Consider the following 18,294-nt stretch of genomic DNA (forward strand, 5'->3'; position numbering starts at 1 on the left):
CGGACGCGGCCGCCCGTCAGTTCACCGGCACCCTGCCGACGGTCACGGTGACCGACACCCGCACGCCGGAGGAGATCCCCGCCGGCGAGTACTGGGCGGTCGTGGGCCAGGCCGGCCGGTTCGTCGCGGCCGACGACCCGGGCAAGACCATCGGCCCGGAGTTCCTGGGCTGGAAGCCGCGTCTGCTGAGCGACTCCTCCACCGGCGCGGTGTCGGCCGGTGAGCCGGTCTCCAGTGTCATCTCCGACGGCTCCGGAGCCCCCGAGGTGGGTCTGGAGGGCCAGGAGCTGCTGGTCTCGACCGCCGACTCCGCCGACGAGATCGGCACCTCGCAGGTCAACGCCGATCTGGCCCTGCGCACTCCGGTCGACGTCGCCGCCGGCGAATACCACTCCACCCTGACGCTTTCGCTGTTCAACCAGTCCTGAACCGGCGGCGGGATCAGAAAGGAAACGGGCCCCCCTTCGCCGAAGGGGTGGCCCGCCAACCGACTGGAGAGCTTTTCGGGGTGCGACATTTTCGAGGCACGCGTCGTGCTTGTAAAGGGCCTGAATAGAAGAACCTGCTTGAGAGGCTAGGAGCAGGTTCTGCGACGACCGGCGGATAGATATGCCGTGATTCGACAGAACTTACGCGGAAACTGACCGATCGATGGTCTCGGGAGCCAGGATGCGCTCGATGACCATGACAGCGGCGCCGGTGACGCCCGCCCGGTCACCGAGCTCGCTGGCACGGATGCCGAGACTCTGGGTGGCCAGTGGCAACGAGCGGCCGTAGATCATTTCGCGGACGCCTGCCAGAAGGTGATCGCCCGCTTCGACCAGGTCGCCGCCGATCACGATCAGCGTCGGGTTGAAGAAGTTGACGATCGAGGCGAGCGCGCTGCCGACCTCTCTGCCGCCCTGCCGGACAAGGCGGATGGCCAGGGGATTGCCTTCCCTGGTCAGGCGGACGACGTCCCGGCCATCGGCGACGTCGAGCCCCACGTCGCGGAGGCGGGCGACCAGAGCCGCGCCGCCGGCCACGGCCTCCAGGCAGCCGACGTAGCCGCAGCGGCATTGCACCTGGTCGATGGTGGGTATGCGAATGTGGCCGATATCCCCTGCGGCGCCCCGGGCGCCGCGATGCAGCCGGCGTCCGGCGATGATGCCACAGCCGATGCCGGTGCCCGCCTTGACGAAGATCAGATGCTCGACCTCGGGGCAGACGGCCCAGTGCTCGCCCAGCGTCATGATGTTCACGTCGTTGTCGACGAGCACCGGAGCGCCGAGCCGCTCGCCGAGCCAGTCGGGTACGGGGAAGCCGTCCCAGCCCGGCATGATCGGAGGGTTGACCGCCGTGCCGCTTTCGTGGTCCACAGGGCCGGGGAGGCCGACGCCGGCTCCGCATACGTCCGACGCAGTGTGACCGCACTCGGCGAGCAACTCGCGGAAGGTGTCGAGAACCCAGCTCAGCGTCGGCTCGGGTCCGCGGTCGATGGGCAGGTCGGCGGCACGTTCCGCCAGGACCGCGCCACCGAGGTCGCTGACGGCGATCCTGGCGTGGGTGACGCCGAGGTCGGCGGCGAGCACCACGCGGGCCTCACGGTTGAAGGAGAAGGCGGTGGCGGGCCTGCCGCCCGACGGAGTCGTCTCCTCGGCGGGCAGGATCAGGCGCTGGTGCAGCAGAGCGTCGATCCGCTGGGACACCGCGCTCCGTGACAGACCGGTGAGCTGGACCAGCTCGGCGCGGGTACGCGCCCGCCCGTCGCGCAGGATCGAGAGTAGTGCTCCCGCTCCGGTCCCACCGGGCATGCCCTGAGCCACTGGCACTCCTTCTGCTCGACGTTTCCTTATGTCTTACACTACGCCGCCTTTTGCTTGACCGAAGTCATAAGTCGTGTATACGCTCACGGCGATATGTAGCGGCACACCTAAAGTTCCGACAGCAGACCGGGTGCCGGTCGGGAGCGAGTTTATGAATTGTGTCAACGGCGTGCCCGAGCCGAGAATCCAGAGAGCCCAGCAGTACGGCATTGGCCGGGCACTTACTTACTTCGCCCCTATGGGTGACCGTGCCACGCGAATCCGCGCGGCCTTTCTCTCTTCCGTTCCCGCGGCGGAGTAGACCCGATGCTGACCATGACGGGCATCGGCAAGAGCTTCTTCGGCGTGCGGGTGTTATCCGGCGTGGACCTCGCGGTCGCGGCGGGCGAGGTCCACGCGATCGTGGGGGAGAACGGAGCGGGCAAGTCCACGCTCATGAAGATCCTCGCCGGAGTGCACGCGCACGACGAGGGAACGATCGAGATCGACGGCCGGCGCGTAGCGTTCGGCCATCCGCTGGACGCCCAGCGCGCCGGCGTGGCGATCATCTACCAGGAGTTCAACCTGCTGCCCGAGCGGACCGTGTCCGAGAACGTCTTCCTCGGCAGGGAACCGATACGGCGCGGCCTGGTCGACCGGACCGCGATGGACACCGCGACCGCCCGGCTGCTCGCCGAACTGGGTGAGGACTCCTTCGGCCCCCGACAGCTGGTCAAGCGCCTGTCGGTCGCTCAGCAGCAGGTCGTGGAGATCGTCAAGGCGCTGTCGCTCAATGCCCGGATCGTCGTGATGGACGAACCCACCGCCGCGCTCGCCGAGCACGAGGTCGAGCTGCTCTACCGGCTGGTGCGGCGATTGCAGGAGCGAGGCATCGCCGTGCTCTACATCTCTCACCGGCTGCGCGAGGTGTTCGACCTCAGCGATCACGTGACGGTCATCAAGGACGGCAAGCTGGTCACCACGGTCGCCACCGAGGACGTCACCTCCGAGGATCTGGTCCGCCTCATGGTCGGGCGCGATCTGAGCGGTTACTTCCCGCCACGCTCCACCTCGATCGGGGAGACGCGGCTCCAGGTCACCGGCGGCGGCAACGACCGGCTGCACGACATCGACCTGAAGCTGAACGCGGGAGAGATCGTCGGCGTCGCCGGGCTGCAGGGGTCCGGCCGGTCGGAGCTGGCCAAGGCCCTGTTCGGCGCCGAGCCGTTCACCCGGGGCGAGATGACGCCGGTGCGCCCGCACTCGGTCCGTGCGGGCATCCGGGCCGGAGTCGGCCTGGTGACCGAGGACCGCAAGAGCGAGGGCCTGGCCCTGCGCCAGTCGGTGCGCGACAACGCCCTTCTCGTGACCCGCGCGATGGGCCGCGGTGCTCGCCGCAGCGGGGTGCGGGAAATGCTGGAACGTGTACGGCTCAAGCCGCCCCGGGAGGAGCAGGAGGTTCGCTATCTGTCCGGCGGCAACCAGCAGAAGGTCGTGCTCGCCAAGTGGATGACCGTCGCACCGAAAGTGCTCCTGTTCGACGAGCCCACCCGTGGGGTCGACGTGGGCGCCAAGGCGGCCATCCACGACCTGATGCGCGAGCTGGCCGAAGACGGCGTCGCGATCATGATGATCTCCTCCGAGCTGCCCGAGCTGATCGGCATGAGCGACCGCATCGTCGTGCTCCGGGAGGGCCGCATCGTGGGCACCCTTCCCGCGGGCTCCTCAGAGGAGGCCATCATGAGCCTGGCCGCGGGCGAGGTGTCCCCATGACCCAAAACGTGCTTGCCGATCGCAGGGCCAGGTTCGCCGCGTTGGTGAACCCGACGAGTGTCGTCTTCCTGGCACTGGCCGCCGTGATCCTCGTGGGCTGGACGCTGGTCGCCGTGGACGGTGGTCAGTTCCTCACCATGGAGACCGTCGTCGGGGTGCAGCAGCGCTCGGCGGCGCTCGGGATCGTCGCGGTAGGGCAGACGCTGGCCATCCTGGCGGGATCCCTCGACCTGTCGGTCGCCTATCTGATCAGCCTCACCTCGCTGGTCGCGGCGGTGACCATGGCGGGCCAGGACTCCAACATCGTGCTCGCGGTCGGCGCCGTCGTGGGAGTGAGCGCACTGGTCGGGCTGGTCAACGGCTTGATGATCAGCAAGTTGCGCGTGCACGCGTTCATCGCCACGCTCGGCATCGCACTGGTCATCAAGGGCATCCTGAGCGACCTCTACGACGGCCCGGCCGGCCGGGTGCCGGAGTCCTTCCAGCACCTCGGCTACGACCGGTTGGGCCCCGTGCCCGTCTCGGCGTTGCTCTGGGCCGCGGTCGCACTCGTCGCCTGGTTCCTGCTCAGACGGACCAAATACGGCTATCGGGTGTACGCCGTCGGGGGTGACATCGAGGTCGCCAGGTTGTCCGGGATCCGCACCGACCGGGTGATCATCATCACGCACGTGCTGTGCTCGCTCTGCGCCGGCATCGCGGGACTGCTGCTGGCCAGCAGGCTCGGCGCCGGAGCCCCGACCGTGGGCACCGACGGTGGATACGACCTCGAGTCCATCGCCGCCGTCGTCCTCGGCGGCACCGCGCTGGCCGGGGGGAGAGGCGGAGTCGCGGGCACCGTGGGCGGCGTGCTGTTGCTCGCCGTCCTGGACAGCGTGTTCAACCAGCTGGAAGTGAACTCCTTCTTCAAGGACGTCGTGCGGGGCGTGGTGATCGTCGTCGCCGTTGCCGTCTACGCCCGGCGTACGGGCCTGGCCGGAAGGAGGCGGACGTGAAACGCGCGCTGCCGATTCTCGCGGTGCTGGCGGTGCTGCTGGCCGCCATCGCGATCGTCAACCCGTTCTTCCTCGAGCCCGCCGGGTTCCTGTCCTTCGTCAGGCGCGCCGCGCCCCTGGTCATCCTCGCCGCAGGGCAGTATCTGGTGATCGTCTCCGGCGAGTTCGACCTGTCGGTCGGATCGCTGGTCACCGTCGAGGTGGTCGTCGCCGCCCGCTTGATCGACGGGGACGACGCGGCGACCTGGCCGGTGCTGGCCCTGCTGATCGTTCTCGGCCTGTTCGTCGGCCTGGTCAACGGTGCGGTGACGACCCTCCTCCGCGTGCCGTCGTTCATCACCACGCTCGGCATGATGCTCGTGCTGTCCGGCGCGGTCTTCCTGTGGACGGGGGGCGCACCGCGCGGCGCGCTCTCCCAAGCCTTCCGCATGTTCGGCAGGCAGACCGGGTGGGCCGTGATTATCCTCGTGGTCGTCGCCGTCGCGGCCGTGCTGCTGATGCGGGCGAACTTCGGCAGGACACTCATCGCCGTCGGGGACAACGAGCGCGCGGCCGCCCTGTCCGGCGTACGGGTCACCAGGGTGAGGATCATCGCCTTCGCCCTGTCCGGCGTGTCCGCCGCAGTGGCCGGAATCCTGCTCGGCGGGTTCGCCGGAGTGTCCGCCCAGGTCGGCCAGGGACTGGAGTTCCAAGCGATCACCGCGGTCGTCCTGGGCGGCGTCGTCCTCGGCGGCGGTCGCGGCACGGTCGTCGCCGCGATGGCCGGAGCGTTCACCCTGGAGGCCTTGTTCGCCCTGCTCAACCTGTACGGCGTGTCCGGGGCGCTGAAGTTCACTGTGCAGGGCGTCGTCCTCATCGCGGCCGTAGCGGCCGGAGCCATCCGTCTTCCCTTCCTCGATGCCCTGAAAGTAAAAGGAGACGCCCATGCCGCCTCATAGACCGCTCATCCTCGCCGTTGCGGCTCTGACGGTGCTCGCCGTCGGCGGCTGCACCAGCGACAAGCCCAGCACCACCACGGCCGCCGACACTGCCGCCGACACGGCGCCGACCGCGGCCGATTCGACGGCGCCGGCCTCGGGGACCGGCGAGCAGTCCAAGTTCTTCGTCCAGGCGGACTATGACGCTCAGCTCGCGATGCGCTCGCAGACGGCGGAGGGACCGGCGGACAAGCCTTGGGAGCAGGCCATCGCGCCCCAGATGGTGTCCACCGCCGAGTACAAGAAGAAGGATGGACCATACCACCTGTGCTTCTCCAACGCGGCGGTCGACAACCCCTGGCGGCAGGTCGGCTGGAAGACCATGCAGGCCGAGGTGGCGTTGCACAAGGAGATTTCCGAGTTCACCGCCCTCGACGCCGAGGGCAAGGACGACAAGCAGATCTCCGACATCGCCGAGCTGCAGGCCAAGGGGTGCGACGCGTTGATCGTCTCGCCCAACACCACGGCGACGCTCACTCCGGCGGTCAAGGGCGCCTGCGGGAAGGTCCCGGTCATCGTCTTCGACCGGGGCGTGGAGACCGACTGCCCGGTGACGTTCATCAAGCCGATCGGCGGCTACGCGTTCGGTGCCGACGCGGCCGAGTTCCTCGTGGAGAAGGTGCCGGCCGGCGGGAAGATCCTGGCGCTGCGCATCAGCCCCGGAGTGGATGTGCTGGAGACCCGCTGGTCGGCGGCGAAGGTCGCCTTCGACTCCAGCGGCCTCCAGGTCGTCGGTGTGGAGTTCACCGATGGCGACGCGGCCAAGGCCAAGGGCATCGTCAACGACTACATCCAGCGGCACGGCAAGCTCGACGGCGTCTGGATGGACTCGGGAGCCACATCCGTGGCCGTCGCCGAGGCGTTCGAGGACGCCGGCATGCCCGTCCCGCCGATGACCGGTGAAGACCAGCAGGACTTCCTGCGTAAGTGGAAGGACGACGGCCTGACCGCCGTCGCTCCCACGTACCCCACCTACCAGTGGCGCACACCGATCATCGCCGCCTTGAAGATCCTCAAGGGTGAGGAGGTGCCGAAGGTGTGGAACCTTCCGCAGCCCAAGATCACATCGGAGAACCTCGACCGGTACCTGCAGCCGAACATGCCGCCGCTGCACTACGCGCTGTGCGGCTGTGAGGGGATGCCGGGATTCCCCGAGAAGTGGGGCGGTAAGAAGGGATGACCGCGTTCCCTCTCGGAGTGAACACCTGGGTGTGGGTGTCGCCGCTGACGGACGGCGACCTCGCGTCCCTGGTGCCCCGGGTCGCGGCCTGGGGGTTCGACGTGATCGAGCTGCCGGTGGAGCGGCCCGGCGACTGGGATCCTCACAAGGCCGCGGCACTGCTGGCCGAACACGGGCTGAAGGCATCGGTGGTGCTGGTCATGCCGCCGGGGCGGGAGCTCGTGGCGGCCACGGCCGGGGTCGTCGAGGAGACGCAGGACTACCTGCGGCACTGCGTGGACGTGGCGGTGGCCGTGGGCTCCCCGGTGATCGGCGGACCCGCCTACGCCTCCGTCGGCAGGACCTGGCGGATGTCGTCCGGCGAGCGCCGGGCGATCTGCACCGAGCTCCGGAACAACCTGGAACCCGTGGTCGACTACGCCGGCGAGCGCGGTGTGGCGATCGCGGTCGAGCCGCTCAACCGCTACGAGACCAGTGTGCTCAACACCGTTGAGCAGGCTCTCGACGCATTGCCCGACGGATGCGGCCTGGCGCTCGACGTCTATCACATGAACATCGAGGAGAAGGATCCGGCGCAAGCCGTACGTGCCGCGGCGGGCCGGATCGCGCATGTGCAGGTCTGCGGAACGGATCGGGGGACACCAGGCGCCGACCGCTTCGACTGGCCCGCCTTCACCGGGGCCCTGCGTGAAGCGGGCTATGCGGGCCCCCTCGTCATCGAATCCTTCACCGCTCACAACCAGACGATCGCCACCGCGGCCTCCATCTGGCGGCCGCTCGCACCGAGCCAGGACTCCCTCGCCGTGGACGGTCTGGCCTTCCTCAGGTCGCTGTAGCCGGCGGCCCGCGGTTCCCCGCCATGGCGGGGAACCGCGGGAGCGCCCGGCGAGATCACGATCTACAGGTGTGCCGTCAGCAGGCCGTCATGCTGGGCCGTCACGCTCGCGGCGCGGGAGTTCGGCCGCCTCGACGCGGTCGTGCTCAACGCCTGCATCGGCGGCGCCCGCGCTGCGCGCGGCGGGAGGAGGCGCGACAGTCGTCACCGCCTCCGTCGCGGGCTCGCGTGCCGCTGCAGCGGTTCGCCGAGCCCCGGGAGCAGGCCGAGGCCGTCCGGTTATGGCTGGTCTCCCTCGCGGCGGCCGGCGTAGAGTCCGGGTCGTGCCGACTCGCGGTTGTGATCGACAAAGCTGACCACGCTCCATGCCGTCCGCTCTGTCCGACCCGCCGGGATTGGAGAGCGCTCTCTTGACCGATGGGCCGTACGGGGTGACGATCTGCGCAACACGCCCGTACCACCCGAACTGGTCCTCGTGGCCCATCGAGAACGGACGTTCATGCGCAGAGTCATCACCCGATCGCCCCGGCGCGTCCTCGCGGCCCTGGCCGGCCTCGCCCTGCTGCCGGGCGCCGTCGCGGCGGCGACCCCCGGCGAGCCGCACGGGAAGCCGCCGGGAAAGTCACCGGGCACGCCCCCGGCCCGGCCGGTGGTAGGCACGCCGGACATGGACCACGGCTGCGCCCGGATCGACAAGCGCCTGCCCACGTTGCCCGACTGGCCGGCGGTCAGGAGTGAGATCAAGCGGAACCCGGCCGACGAGAAGCGCATCGCGAGGATCGTCGCGGGGATGACCCTGGCCGAGAAAGTGGGCCAGATGACCCAGCCGGAGATCGCCGCGATCACCCCCGAGGAGGTCGGCCGGTACGGCATCGGCTCGGTGCTCAACGGCGGCGGGTCCTGGCCGGGCCGGGACAAGCACGCCTCCCCGCAGGACTGGCTGGCCCTCGCCGACGCCTACTGGCAGGCGTCGGTGAGCACCCGCACCAAGATCCCGGTGATCTGGGGCATCGACGCCGTCCACGGCAACAACAACGTCTACGGCGCGACGCTCTTCCCGCACAACATCGGCCTGGGCGCCGCGCACGACCCCTGCCTGCTGCGCGACATCGGCGCCGCCACCGCCGCGCAGGTCCGGGCGACCGGGCAGGACTGGGCCTTCGCGCCGACCCTCGCCGTCGTCAGGGACGACCGATGGGGCCGCACGTACGAGGGCTTCTCCGAGGACCCGCGCATCACCCGCGCATACGGCTACGAGGTCGTACGCGGCCTGCAGGGCGGCGACTCCCGAGGACTGGGCCGCCGGGGCGTCATCGCCACGGCCAAGCACTTCATCGGCGACGGCGGCACGCTCAAGGGGCAGGACCAGGGGGTCAACCCCTCGTCCGAGGCCGAAATGATCAACATTCACGGCCAGGGTTACTACGGCGCGCTCGCCGCCGGAGCGCAGACCGTCATGGCGTCCTTCAACAGCTGGACCAACGAGGATCTCGGCATCACCGAGGGCAAGGCGCACGGCAGCAGGAAGCTGCTCACCGAGGTGCTGAAGCAGAAGATGGGCTTCGACGGCGTCGTCGTCTCCGACTGGAACGGCATCGGCCAGGTCGCCGGCTGCACCAACGCGAGCTGCGCCCGGGCGATCAACGCCGGGATCGACGTCGTCATGGTGCCGAACGACTGGAAGGCGTTCATCTCCACCACCGTCGCCCAGGTCGAGGCGGGGGAGATCCCGATGTCCCGCATCGACGACGCGGTGACGCGCATCCTCCGGGTGAAGCTGCGCGCGGGCCTGTTCGAGGCGCCCAAGCCCTCCGCGCGACCCGGTGCGGGCGCGCAGAAGGCCCTCCAGGCGCGGGCGCTGGCCAGGAAGGCCGTGCGGGAGTCGCAGGTCCTGCTGAAGAACAACCGCAAGATCCTCCCGCTCTCCCCCCGGTCCAAGGTGCTGGTGGTGGGCAAGAGCGCCGACAGCATGGCGAACCAGACCGGCGGCTGGAGCCTCACCTGGCAGGGGACCGGCAACGCCAACGCCGACTTCCCGAACGGCACGACCATCCTCGGCGGGCTGCGGGAGGTCCTCGGCGCCGGCAACGTGACCTTCAGCGAGACCGCCGACGGCGTGGACCCGAAGGCGTACGACGCGGTGATCGCAGTGATCGGTGAGACGCCGTACGCCGAGGGCGTGGGCGACCTCGGGCGTCGCTCGCTGGAGGCCGCCAAGCTCTACCCCGGCGACCTCGCGGTGCTCGACAAGGTCTCCGGCAAGGGCGCGCCGGTCGTCACCGTGTACGTCACCGGCCGTCCGCTGCACGTGAACAAGGAGCTCAACCGCTCCGACGCGTTCGTGGTCGCCTGGCTGCCCGGCACCGAGGGCGGCGGCGTGGCCGACCTGCTGGTCAGGAGCCGCGAGAGCGGTCCCGGCTACACGGGCGAACTGTCGTACTCGTGGCCGGGAAGCGCCTGTCAGACGCCGCTGAATCCCGGGCAGGAGGGTTACGACCCGCTCTTCCCCGCCGGGTACGGCCTGCGCTACGGCCAGACCGGGTCGGTCGGCACGCTCGACGAGACCTCGCCCGAGTTCGGTTGTGGCGGCACGGGCGGCGGCGGCACCGCGACCGAGGACCTGGAGATCTACAACCGGCAGGACGTCGCGCCGTACAAGAGCCTGATCGGCTCGGCCGAGAACTGGAGCGGCACGGAGATCGGCGCGGACGGCGAGGCGGCGCACGCGGAGATCGCCGTCGTCCCGGCGGACGTTGACGTCCAGGGCGACGGGCTGAAGGTGACCTGGAACGGCACCGGGGCGGCGCAGATCTACATGCAGGACCCGGCGGGAGGCGGCGACCTGCGCGGCTACCTGAACGCCGACGCCGCGCTCGTCTTCGACACGATCGTCCATCAGCCGCCCGCGGCCCGCACGGTCGTCAGCGCGCACTGCGTCTACCCGTGCTTGGCCGAGGTCGTGGCGACGTCGCTGTTCCAGCGGCTGCCCGTGGGCGCCAAGGCGACCGTCAAGATCCCGGTGTCCTGCTTCGCGCCCAACCTGGACTTCGAGAACGTCAACACGCCGTTCCTCGTGTACACGGACGGCGCGTTCTCCGCGTCGTTCGCGAACATCCGGTGGGTGCCGGGCGCGGGCAAGGACGCCGACGCGCGCGACTGCGCGGACCTGACGTAGCGGTAGGACAGGAAGCGCTCATCGGGGGCGGCCCGCCGTCCCGATGAGCGCTCCCACCGCTCCGGACGAGCGGACACTCACGATTCTCCAAGGCTGACACACTAGCCTGACCGGATGTCCGTCGATGTTGTGGAAAAGCGCCGGAGCGAAGCCGGGCAGGAGGCCGCGCCCGCGGGCCCCCGGCCGCCGGCCCCGGCGCCGCGGCAGGGATGGCTGGACGCGCTGCGCGGCATGGCCGCGCTCGTCGTGGTGTTCGAGCACTGCCTGGACGCGTTGTTCCCCGAGGTCCGCGCGGGCGTGGGCCCGTGGTTCAACTTCGGCCAGTACGGCGTGCTGGTGTTCTTCCTCGTCAGCGGATACGTGGTGCCGGTCTCGCTGGAACGGCGCGGCAGTGTCGGCGGGTTCTGGATCAACCGGGTTTTCCGCCTGTATCCGCTGTGGTTCGTCGCGGCGGCGGCCGGGACGGTGTTCGCCGCCCGGGGCGTGTACTCCCCGTTGCCGCGTCAGCTGGGGGACGACCCGGGCATCGCGGTCCTGGCGCACCTGACGATGCTGCAGGACCTCCTCCAGGTGCCCGGCGTCGTCAACGTGTTCTGGACACTGTCGTACGAGATGGTCTTCTACCTGCTCGTGACGGCGATGTTCGTGGCCGGGGTGCACCGCGCGAGCACGACCGGCATGCTCGCCTTCGCCGTGGCGGCCGTCACCGTGGGCGGCCTGCTTCCGGCGGGCGCGCTGTCGCGCGGCGCCGGCACCGCCCAGATCGTGGTGATCACGGCGGTGGTGCTGCTCGCGGCGGCCGCGTCGCTCGTGGCCGGCGGGCGGGCGCGCGTGTGCGGCACCGCCGTCGCGGCCGTGCTGGCGCTCGCGCTGCTCGGCGCCAACAGCCGGATCGGGGCCTGGCAGAGTCTCGCCGTCGTCGCCACGATGTTCGCCGGCACCGTGCTCTACCGCCTCGACCGGGGACAACTGCGCTGGAGGACGAGCGGGTGGGCGCTGGCCTGCGTGCCGGTCGCCTCCGTGGGCGCCGCATGGGCCTTCGGCCCGGGCTGGGGCATGCCGGGCGACCAGGCGCTGGCGTTCACCCGGGGCTGGTCCACCGCCGTCGCCGCGGCGTGGGCGACCTTCCTGGCCGCCCGTCTCCTGCGGCGCCGCCCGATGCCCCGCGCCCTCGTGTGGCTCGGTCTGATCAGTTACTCCGTCTACCTGCTGCATCCGCTCGCCGTGCAGGTGCTCCGGCGGCTGACCATGGACCCGGGCCGGTTCGCCCTCGCCGAACGCCTGGCCATGGCCGCCCTGCTGCTGGCGGTGGTGCTCGCCTGCTCCGCGCTGACCCACCGGTTCGTCGAACGCCCTGCCCAGGCCCTGGGCCGCCGGCTACTGGCCGCTGTGCGGAGCCGGCCGGATGTCCCGGCGCGCCTGCCCGGCCGAGGGCGCGAGCCTGCCCGCGCCCAGCAGGACCGCCAGCAGCAGGACGGTGACCAGCGCGAACGAGGCGGGCAGACCGGTCAGCGAGGCGATCCCGCCGATCGCGCTCGGCGCGACGAAGCCCGACGCGTAGCTGACCGTGGCCGCCCCCGCGACGCCTTCGCTCGGTGAGGGCGCGGCGTTGCCGGCCGCCGCGAACACCAGCGGGATGACCACCGCGATCCCCACACCGATCAGCATGAACCCGGCGGTCGCCGGCACCGGGGTGCGGGAGACCACGACGAGCAGCCCGCCGAGCGACGCCAGCGCCGCGCCGCCGCGCACGGTCGCCACCGGTCCCAGCCGCCGCACCGCCGCGTCCCCGCACAGCCGCCCCGCCGCCATCATGCAGGCGAAGGCGGTGTACGCCGCGGCGCCCACCGCCGGGGACGCGCCGGCGACCTGGCGGAGATAGACCGCGCACCAGTCCTGGGCGGCGGCCTCGCCGAACACCGCGCAGAAGCCCACCAGCCCGATGAGCAGCACTCCGCGCGGCGGCAGCACGAAGTGGGGCGGGGCGGGCTCGTCGTCGGCCGCCCGCACGTCGAGCAGCGGCGGCCCCACGGCCAGGGCCGCGAGGAACAGCACGACCGCCGCCCCGGCCAGATGGAGCCGGGCGTCGACGTCCGCGCTCGCGGCCAGCGTGCCCACCGCGCCGCCCGCCAGCGTGCCCACGCTCCACATCCCGTGCAGCCCGGACATGATCGACCGGCCGAGCCGCTGCTCGACCTCCACCCCCTGGGCGTTCATCGCGACGTCGGCCATGCCGGCCACCGCGCCGTACAGCAGGAGCGCCGCGCACAGCGAGGGGAGATCCGGGGCCAGCGGGGGCAGGACGAGGACCAGGCACCACAGGCCGATCGACACGCGGGTGACGGCCCGCCCGCCGAAGCGGTGCGTGATGCGGCCCGCGGTCGGCATCGCGAGGACGGAGCCGGCCGCGGGCGCGAGCAGGGCGAGACCGAGGGCGCCGGGCCCGGCCCCGACGTGGTCCTGGATCCAGGGGATGCGGGAGGCGAAGCCGCCGGTGACCGCCCCGTGCAGGGCGAAGACGGCCGACACCGCGAACCTGGCCCGTCTCAGCTCCCGAAGATCCACGATCACACGTTATGCCGCGTTCACGCCTTCGGCGACCACACCAGCAGCCCCAGGCACATCTCGTCGCTGGTGCCCTCGCCCCAGACCACGTACCGGGGCGCCTGCCCGCGCAGCGCGGGCAGCATGGCGCGCAGCCCCGCGTCGTGCGTGCAGGTCACCCGGAGCGTGTCGCCCGCCTTGACCTCCAGCGGCCGGGCCAGCGGGCGGATCGCCTGGTCGTCGAAGTTGTACGCGGGGATGTCGAGGATGGTCTTCGCGTCCGGGGCGCCGGGGTTGAGGTCGACCTTGATGGAGCGGCCGAGCAGGTGCATGTGCCCGGCGGTGGCGTACAGCGTCGCGTCCCTTCTCACGGGCATGTCGCAGTGCTGCGTCGGGCCGGGCTGCGGGGGCCGGCCCTGCCCGCACATCCGGGTCAGGCCGTCGACCATCTGGCGCGCCTGCTCGCCGAACCGGTGGGCCACGTTCTCGACGGCCGCCTCACGGTCGCACAACGGCCCCGACTCCTCGGCCGTGCAGGGCAGTTCGATCGGCCCGGTGATCAGCCCCGTCTCCAGAGGGGCCAGGCCGCTCCCGCCGTCGGCGAGCCGGAGCCGGATGCCGGACCTGTCCGTGCCGGCGCCGCCCAGCAGGTTGTAGTGGATCTGCAGCACCATCTGGCTGCCCGCGGGGAGGGGGTAGCCGACCTTCTGCCGCAGCAGCGTCTCGTCGACCCCGGGAGCCCAGGAACCGACCCACGCGCCGTTCTCGATCCCGGAGTCGCCGAAGCAGGTCCAGCCCTCGCCCGGCGTCGCGGCGTCCGCCTTGCGCGCCGTCTCCGCCTCCTTGGGCCCGACCCGGAAGACGATCGCGTGGTGCACGATGTCGGTGTTCTGCGGCAGGAACTGGCTGCCGGTCAGGAACGCGGACCCGGTGAGCCCGGGGTCGACCAGGAAGCAGCGGTATTCGTCGGTGCCGCCCGAGGGCGCCGAGGGCCGGTAGGGCTGCGGGAGCGTCAGCGTCATGAACCGCTCGCCCGGCCGCAGCGGCGCCGCCGCCGCGGCCGGCTCGGCCGTGCCGTGACCGGCGTGACCGCTGTGCGCGGCGGGTGCGGTGGAGGCGCCGGGGGTGGCCCCGGGCGCCGCGTCGCCGCACGACGCGACGAGAAGGGTGGCGGCGAGCGCGACGGCGGCGCCGCCCGCCCACCGGGTGAACCGTGCCTTTCCTTGCATGGATCGCCTCCTGGCTGTCGGGGGACCCTTCCAGGCTTCCTTGCCGGGGCGGTCACGTCGACCGACTTCGGATGTAAACCTCTCCTACGACCTCGGCAGTAGGGGCATCCGCCGCAAGGGCCAGAGGGAGGAGCGCGCCGAGTGCCGGAGGCGGCGTTCGGGGTAAGGGCGGAAAGACCGTAAGGTCGTCCAGTGCACAGTCGCCCCGCCAGGAGCGAAACCAGCAGCAGGACCAGGAGCAGGACATGGCCGTGAACGAGATCGACGAGGGACCCGGATTCGCCGATTTGGCACTGATTCCCGAGCTCCTCAAGGCCCTGTCCGGCCTCGGCTACGAGGAGCCCACGCCGATCCAGCGGGAGGCGATCCCGCCGTTGCTGGAGGGCCGTGACCTGCTCGGCCAGGCCGCGACCGGCACGGGCAAGACGGCCGCGTTCGCCCTGCCCATGCTCCAGCGGCTGCACGGCGCCCATCCGCTGGGCATGGAGGACGGCGAACGCGGCGAGCCCGGCGGGCTCGTGCTCGTGCCGACCCGTGAGCTGGCCGTCCAGGTCTCGGAGGCCATGCACCGCTACGGCCGCGACCTCGGCACGCGGGTGCTGCCCATCTACGGCGGCCAGCCGATCGGGCGGCAGTTGCGGGCGCTGGAGCGCGGTGTGGACGTCGTCGTCGCCACGCCGGGACGGGCGCTCGACCACATCGGCAGGGGCACCCTGCCGCTGAAGGGCCTGCGGATGATCGTCCTCGACGAGGCCGACGAGATGCTCGACATGGGCTTCGCCGACGACATCGAGGCGATCCTCCAGGAGACCCCGGAGGACCGGCAGACCGTGCTGTTCTCCGCGACCATGCCGCCGCGCATCGACGGGATCGCCCGCCGCCACCTGCGCACGCCGGTGCGGATCAGGATCGAGCGGGAGGCGCCCGCCGCCGGCGAGGCGCCGCTCATCCGGCAGAGCGCCTACATCGTGTCCCGGGCCTACAAGCCGGCCGCGCTGGGCCGGGTGCTCGACGTGGAGGCCCCCACCGCGGCGATCGTCTTCTGCCGCACCCGGGAGGAGGTCGACCAGCTCACCGAGACCATGAACGGCCGGGGTTACCGCGCCGAGGCCCTGCACGGCGGCATGGGGCAGGAGCAGCGCGACCGGGTCATGAGCCGGCTGCGCAGCGGGACCGCCGACCTGCTCGTCGCGACCGACGTGGCCGCCCGCGGCCTCGACATCGAGCAGCTCACCCACGTCATCAACTACGACGTCCCGTCCGCCCCCGAGTCGTACGTGCATCGCATCGGCCGGGTGGGCCGGGCCGGGCGCGAGGGCGTCGCGATCACGCTCGCCGAGCCGCGTGAGCACCGCATGCTCAAGACCATCGAGCGCGTCACCCGCAGCAGGATCGCGGTCGAGAAGGTGCCGACGGTCGCCGACCTGCGCGCCCGGCGCCTGGAGCTGACCCGGGCCGCGCTGCAGGAGAGCCTGATGGAGGACGGCGACCTCGACCGCTTCCGCGTGGTGGTCGAGACGCTCGCCGACGAGTTCGACCTGGTCGCCATCGCGCTCGCGGCGGTCAAGCTCGCCCACGAGTCCACCGGCGCCGCCGCCGACGAGGAGGAGATCCCCGAGGTCGCGCCGCGCGCCCAGCGGCCCGAGCGCGGGCCGCGCGACGACAGGCACGGCCGCGACGACCGGCGCGGGCGGCGCGGCGGCGGCGCGATGAGCCGCGTCTTCGTCGGCGCGGGCCGCAGCGCGGGCGTGCGCCCCCAGGACATCGTCGGCGCGATCACCGGGGAGACCCGGGTCAGCGGGCGTGAGATCGGGGCGATCGAGATCGCCGACCGGTTCACCCTGGTCGAGATCCCGGACGGCGCCGTGGACGAGGTGGTGTCGGCGCTGCGCCGCACCACGATCAAGGGCAAGAAGCCGATCGTGCGCAGGGACCGCGACGACGCCCCGCGCGGCCGTCGCTGACCCTACTCGAAGGGCGCCGTCCGGCCCGGGCGACGGCCGTCCGCACCGGACGGCCGTCCTCGGGCGTCGCGCGTTCTCCGGCGCCGCGCCGGCGCGGATGCGCGGTCAGGCCGACTGCCGCAACGACATCACCGCCCACGGCGCGAGTTCGACGTCGAGGTCGAGCACACCGGTGCCGGGCACGGTCAGCGTGAACCTGAGGAGCGAGTCGGCCACCGCGCGCAGGTGCGCGCTCTCGGCCCGGGACGGGTTGAGGGGAGACCCGAGCCGATACCAGGCCTCGGCGGCGTTCCCGTGCTCCCAGTCCACGATCTCGACGAGGAACGCGGTGCCCGGCTCCAGCCCGCCGATCGAGTGGCGGATCCTCCGGCTCGGCCCCACCTCGGCCAGCGCGCGTGCCGCCGCGTACGAGCTCTGCGCCCGGACACCCCGCAGGGCCATGTCCTCGGGGTAGTTGAAGAACACCGCCGACACGGCCGAGGTCCGGCTGTCCCGGGTCACGACCCCGGTCGGCGTCGCGAGGAGCAGCCGGTCGCCGAGCCGCGCGAGCATCGTGAACGCGTGGAAGGCGGGCTTGTGGACGCCCCACTCGTTCACCAGGCCGAACCCGCCGTGGAACGGGCCGATTCCGGCGCCGCCCTCCTCGAACACGTCGGTGAAGGTCCAGTAGGAGATCGAGTCGGCGAGGGTGGCGCACCGCAGGTACGCCCGGGTGATGTAGGCCGCCGCGGACGGCGTGTCGTGGACGAAGTCGCGGGATGACGGCGACGTCGACCACTCCGTGATGTGGATCTCCGCTTCGGGATAGGCGCTGTTCTCGACGAGCTCGCGGAGCAGGGTGAGGTCGTCGAACGTCGCGTCGGCGTACCGGGTGATCTGCACCGCCTCGCCGTCGGCGGCGAAGGCGAAGTCGGTGGGGTAGGTGTGGGTCGAGACGAAGTCGACCGGGAGGTCGCGCTTGGCGCACCAGGTGAGGAAGTCCTCGATCCAGACCGGGCGCCAGTCGAGCGCGTCCACGTCGGCCGCGGCGGCCGTCGCGTGGGTCGCGGAGCGGTCCTCGACCTCGCCGCTGTAGCGGTCGTCGGGCACGAAGACGCTCGTCGCGGGCCCGCCCACCTTCAACGCGGGGTCGATCCTCTTGATCGCCGTCACGGTCTGCTCGTACAGCTCGAAGTACTCGGTCTTCGTCCCGGTCCAGAAGTGGGGAACCAGGTTCGGCTCGTTCCACACCTCGAACCGCCACTCCCGCACCTCGTCGAGGCCGTACCGGTCGATCCAGTGCCCGACCGTCCTCGTGACCAGCTCGACCCAGCGCGCCATGTCCTTGGGCGGGCTGCAGTGGGCGCCCCACCAGAACACGGTCTCGGTCTCCGTCGCCAGCTCGCGCGGCATGAAGCCGAGCTCGACGAACGGACGGACACCGTGGTCGAGGATGAAGTCGAACACCTTGTCCACGTAGCTGAACGTGTACACGGGCGAGGCGAGGGGTGCGTCAGGGCCGAAACCACCGCCGTAGCTCTCCCGGTACACGAACATGTCGTCGTGGAAGACGCCGTGGAAACGGACGTACCGGAACCCGCACGCGGCCACGGCCTCGGCGAACTGCTGCTGCCAGTCCGCACGCAGCGCCTCGTTCGCCCGCCCGGCGCCGACGCACCTGGCCCAGACGTGCGGGAACGGACTCTCGTCGCACGGTTCTCCGTCGATCCGCAACCGGTGGCCGGACACGCCGTCACTCGTCATGATCTCACTTCCGGCTTCGCAGGCATGCTGCTCCGAAAAACTTTCGCAACTGATTCGATGTGCTCAGGACGCTAAGAGCGTACGTGCGCAGTGTC

At 71.2% G+C, this 18,294-nt stretch carries 11 protein-coding genes and 2 pseudogenes; 9 read left to right on the top strand and 4 right to left on the bottom strand.

Annotation, left to right across the window (positions count from 1 at the left end; genetic code table 11):
- Window positions 1-428 (top strand): hypothetical protein (locus AAH991_RS30085; RefSeq protein ID WP_428834051.1); only part of this gene is annotated, 428 nt, incomplete at its 5' end.
- Between the two features lie 201 nt (window positions 429-629).
- Here the strand turns inward: AAH991_RS30085 and AAH991_RS30090 are convergent.
- Entirely contained in the window at window positions 630-1,793 is a 1,164-nt protein-coding gene (locus tag AAH991_RS30090) for an ROK family protein (protein WP_428834054.1), read from the bottom strand.
- Between the two features lie 318 nt (window positions 1,794-2,111).
- Between AAH991_RS30090 and AAH991_RS30095 the strand changes: the two genes are divergently transcribed.
- The 7 genes and pseudogenes from AAH991_RS30095 to AAH991_RS30125 all read left to right on the top strand — a co-directional run.
- On the top strand, window positions 2,112-3,557 hold the full coding sequence (locus tag AAH991_RS30095) for a sugar ABC transporter ATP-binding protein (protein WP_346229295.1): 1,446 nt from the start codon (window positions 2,112-2,114) through the stop codon (window positions 3,555-3,557).
- On the top strand, window positions 3,554-4,552 hold the full coding sequence (locus AAH991_RS30100; RefSeq protein ID WP_346229296.1) for an ABC transporter permease: 999 nt from the start codon (window positions 3,554-3,556) through the stop codon (window positions 4,550-4,552). The genes AAH991_RS30095 and AAH991_RS30100 overlap by 4 nt, the downstream gene beginning before the upstream one ends.
- A pseudogene (locus AAH991_RS30105) lies at window positions 4,549-5,519 on the top strand (ABC transporter permease). Before AAH991_RS30100 ends, AAH991_RS30105 begins: the two are co-directional and overlap by 4 nt.
- Window positions 5,477-6,709, top strand: coding sequence for an ABC transporter substrate-binding protein (locus AAH991_RS30110; protein ID WP_346229298.1), 1,233 nt, complete (start codon window positions 5,477-5,479; stop codon window positions 6,707-6,709). Before AAH991_RS30105 ends, AAH991_RS30110 begins: the two are co-directional and overlap by 43 nt.
- Window positions 6,706-7,545: a sugar phosphate isomerase/epimerase family protein gene (locus AAH991_RS30115; protein ID WP_346229299.1), complete on the top strand. Its 840-nt coding sequence runs from the start codon at window positions 6,706-6,708 to the stop codon at window positions 7,543-7,545. The genes AAH991_RS30110 and AAH991_RS30115 overlap by 4 nt, the downstream gene beginning before the upstream one ends.
- 498 nt (window positions 7,546-8,043) lie before the next feature.
- Window positions 8,044-10,719 (top strand): glycoside hydrolase family 3 N-terminal domain-containing protein, encoded by a 2,676-nt coding sequence (locus AAH991_RS30120; protein WP_346229300.1) that lies wholly within the window; start codon window positions 8,044-8,046, stop codon window positions 10,717-10,719.
- 114 nt (window positions 10,720-10,833) lie between these two features.
- Window positions 10,834-12,042, top strand: a pseudogene (locus AAH991_RS30125) (acyltransferase family protein); the annotation flags it as partial.
- Window positions 12,043-12,096: 54 nt separating this feature from the next.
- On the opposite strand, the gene AAH991_RS30130 reads toward AAH991_RS30125, so the two are convergent.
- Window positions 12,097-13,284: an MFS transporter gene (locus AAH991_RS30130; RefSeq protein WP_428834052.1), complete on the bottom strand. Its 1,188-nt coding sequence runs from the start codon at window positions 13,282-13,284 to the stop codon at window positions 12,097-12,099.
- A gap of 20 nt (window positions 13,285-13,304) precedes the next feature.
- Complete coding sequence (locus AAH991_RS30135) at window positions 13,305-14,492, bottom strand: monooxygenase (protein WP_346229302.1); 1,188 nt, start codon at window positions 14,490-14,492, stop codon at window positions 13,305-13,307.
- A 245-nt stretch (window positions 14,493-14,737) separates the two neighbouring features.
- On the opposite strand from AAH991_RS30135, the gene AAH991_RS30140 reads away from it, so the two are divergent.
- The gene (locus AAH991_RS30140; RefSeq protein WP_346229303.1) at window positions 14,738-16,456 is read left to right on the top strand and encodes a DEAD/DEAH box helicase; all 1,719 of its coding nucleotides are present in this window, start codon (window positions 14,738-14,740) and stop codon (window positions 16,454-16,456) included.
- Between the two features lie 105 nt (window positions 16,457-16,561).
- Here the strand turns inward: AAH991_RS30140 and AAH991_RS30145 are convergent, their stop codons facing one another.
- Window positions 16,562-18,199, bottom strand: a complete 1,638-nt coding sequence (locus tag AAH991_RS30145) for a GH39 family glycosyl hydrolase (RefSeq protein ID WP_346229304.1) — start codon at window positions 18,197-18,199, stop codon at window positions 16,562-16,564.
- Between the last annotated feature and the right edge of the window lie 95 nt (window positions 18,200-18,294).

Source organism: Microbispora sp. ZYX-F-249 (assembly GCF_039649665.1).
GTDB classification, from domain to species: domain Bacteria; phylum Actinomycetota; class Actinomycetes; order Streptosporangiales; family Streptosporangiaceae; genus Microbispora; species Microbispora maris.